The sequence below is a fragment of the Prevotella sp. genome, from assembly GCF_036570325.1.
In the GTDB taxonomy this organism is placed as follows: Bacteria; Bacteroidota; Bacteroidia; order Bacteroidales; family Bacteroidaceae; genus Prevotella.
On the sequence record NZ_DATCYK010000086.1, the window covers coordinates 1 to 1,926 of the forward strand.

Below are 1,926 nucleotides of genomic sequence, written 5' to 3' on the forward strand. Positions count from 1 at the left end.
CATTCGGGAAATGAACCGTTTGGGCATTATGGTCGACCTTAGTCATGGTGGTGAGAAAAGTTTTTACGATGCGTTGGAAATTAGTTCCAAACCGATTGTTTGCAGTCACAGCAATGCCAAAGCCCTATGTGATATGCCCCGTAATCTAACCGATGACCAACTGAAAGCCTTGGCCCGGAAAGGTGGTGTGGCCCATATAACACTTTATAATGGCTTCCTTCGCAGGGCCGGCGAGGCCGATATTCGCGACGCCATCGCCCATTTGGAGCATGCCATCAGCCTTATGGGCATTGACGGCGTAGGTATCGGCACCGATTTCGATGGCGATGGCGGTATCAGAGGACTGGCCGACAGTTCCGAACTGATACAGTTTACCATCCGACTGCTGCGTCGTCGCTACAGCGAAGACGACATTCGGAAAATATGGGGCGGCAATTGGTTGAGAGTAATGGAGCAGGTTCAAAATGTATAAATCTAAAATGAGATGAATAAAACGATGAAAATAGGAGTGGCGCTTGTTGTGGCCGGCCTGATGGGAGGTGGCGGTTATTATTATAAGATGATGCAGGACAAGACCCGAGAAGTGGCTGAGATAGAGGAGGTGGAGAAGCTCCGCCCCGTCGGACCCACCTTTAATGCCGACAGCGCCTTTGCTTTTACCAAGGCCCAATGCGACTTTGGATTTCGTGATATGAATTCTGTCGCCCACGACCGCTGCGGCGAATGGATTGTAAGCAAGTTTCAATCATACGGCTGTAAGGTAACCAGCCAGCGGGCCGACCTTAAGGGTTACGACGGCACCGTCCTGAAAGCCCATAATATCATGGCCTCTTATAACCCCTCGGCTACCACCCGTATTCTCCTTTGTGCCCATTGGGACAGTCGTCCTTGGGCCGATAACGACCCCGATACGGCCAATTGGAAGAAGCCTATCGTGGCTGCCAACGACGCTGCCAGCGGTGTGGCCGTCATGTTGGAAGTGGCCCGATTGCTCCATACCGACGCCCAACGGCTGCCGGCCCATTTGGGAGTTGACTTCGTATGTTTCGACGCCGAGGACTGGGGTACGCCGCAGTGGGCCGGCGTGGCCGACGATCCTGACTCGTGGGCCTTGGGCGCACAGTACTGGAGCAGCCATCTTCCTGAAGGTTACGAGGCCCGTTACGGTATCTTGCTCGATATGGTTGGCGGGCAGGGCGCTAAGTTCTATCGTGAGCAAATGTCTATGCAGTACGCTCCGGAGATAGTAAAGAAGGTATGGAAGGCCGCCCGTCAGGCCGGTTACGCGAGCTATTTCCCCAAGAGCGACGGCGGAGCGATCACCGACGACCACATTCCCGTCAATCAGGTGGCCCGTATTCCTACCATCGATATTATCCCTTATCACCCCGATTGTCAGCAGAGCAGCTTCGGACCTACGTGGCATACGCTGGCCGATGATATGGACCATATCGACCGCAATACCTTGAAGGCGGTGGGCCAAACGCTCATGCAGGTGCTCTTCAGCGAAGAGTAAAATTGGCGTGATTTATTTTGAAGTTAGCCCTTTTTGAGCTAACTTTGCATTAAAATAACCGAATTAAACTTTCCCCTATGAATATTGAGAATCAAATTAGTGGTTCTGTTATCGACGCGATAAAGGAACTCTATGGTCAAGATGTGCCTGCCAAGATGGTGCAACTCCAAAAGACACGTAGTGATTTTGAAGGAAACCTTACGTTGGTTGTGTTTCCTTTCTTGAAACTTTCCAAGAAAAAGCCCGAGGATACGGCCGAGGAGATAGGTCGCTATCTCGAGAACAACTGCAAGGCCGTGGCCCGATTTAACGTGGTTAAGGGATTTCTTAACCTCTCGATAGCCGACGCCGCATGGGTGGAACTGCTCAACGACATCAATGCCGATGATTTTTATGGAGAGAAAAAGGCC

The 1,926-nt window shown here is 51.7% G+C and carries 2 protein-coding genes and 1 pseudogene; all 3 read left to right on the forward strand.

Features of this window, described 5'->3' with window-relative positions; genetic code table 11:
• Positions 1-472: dipeptidase (locus VIR50_RS08725; protein WP_331934749.1), on the forward strand; the 472-nt coding region annotated here is incomplete at its 5' end.
• Between the two features lie 12 nt (positions 473-484).
• On the forward strand, positions 485-1,516 hold the full coding sequence (locus tag VIR50_RS08730; RefSeq protein ID WP_331934750.1) for a M28 family peptidase: 1,032 nt from the start codon (positions 485-487) through the stop codon (positions 1,514-1,516).
• Positions 1,517-1,593: 77 nt separating this feature from the next.
• Positions 1,594-1,926, forward strand: a pseudogene (locus tag VIR50_RS08735) (arginine--tRNA ligase); the annotation flags it as partial.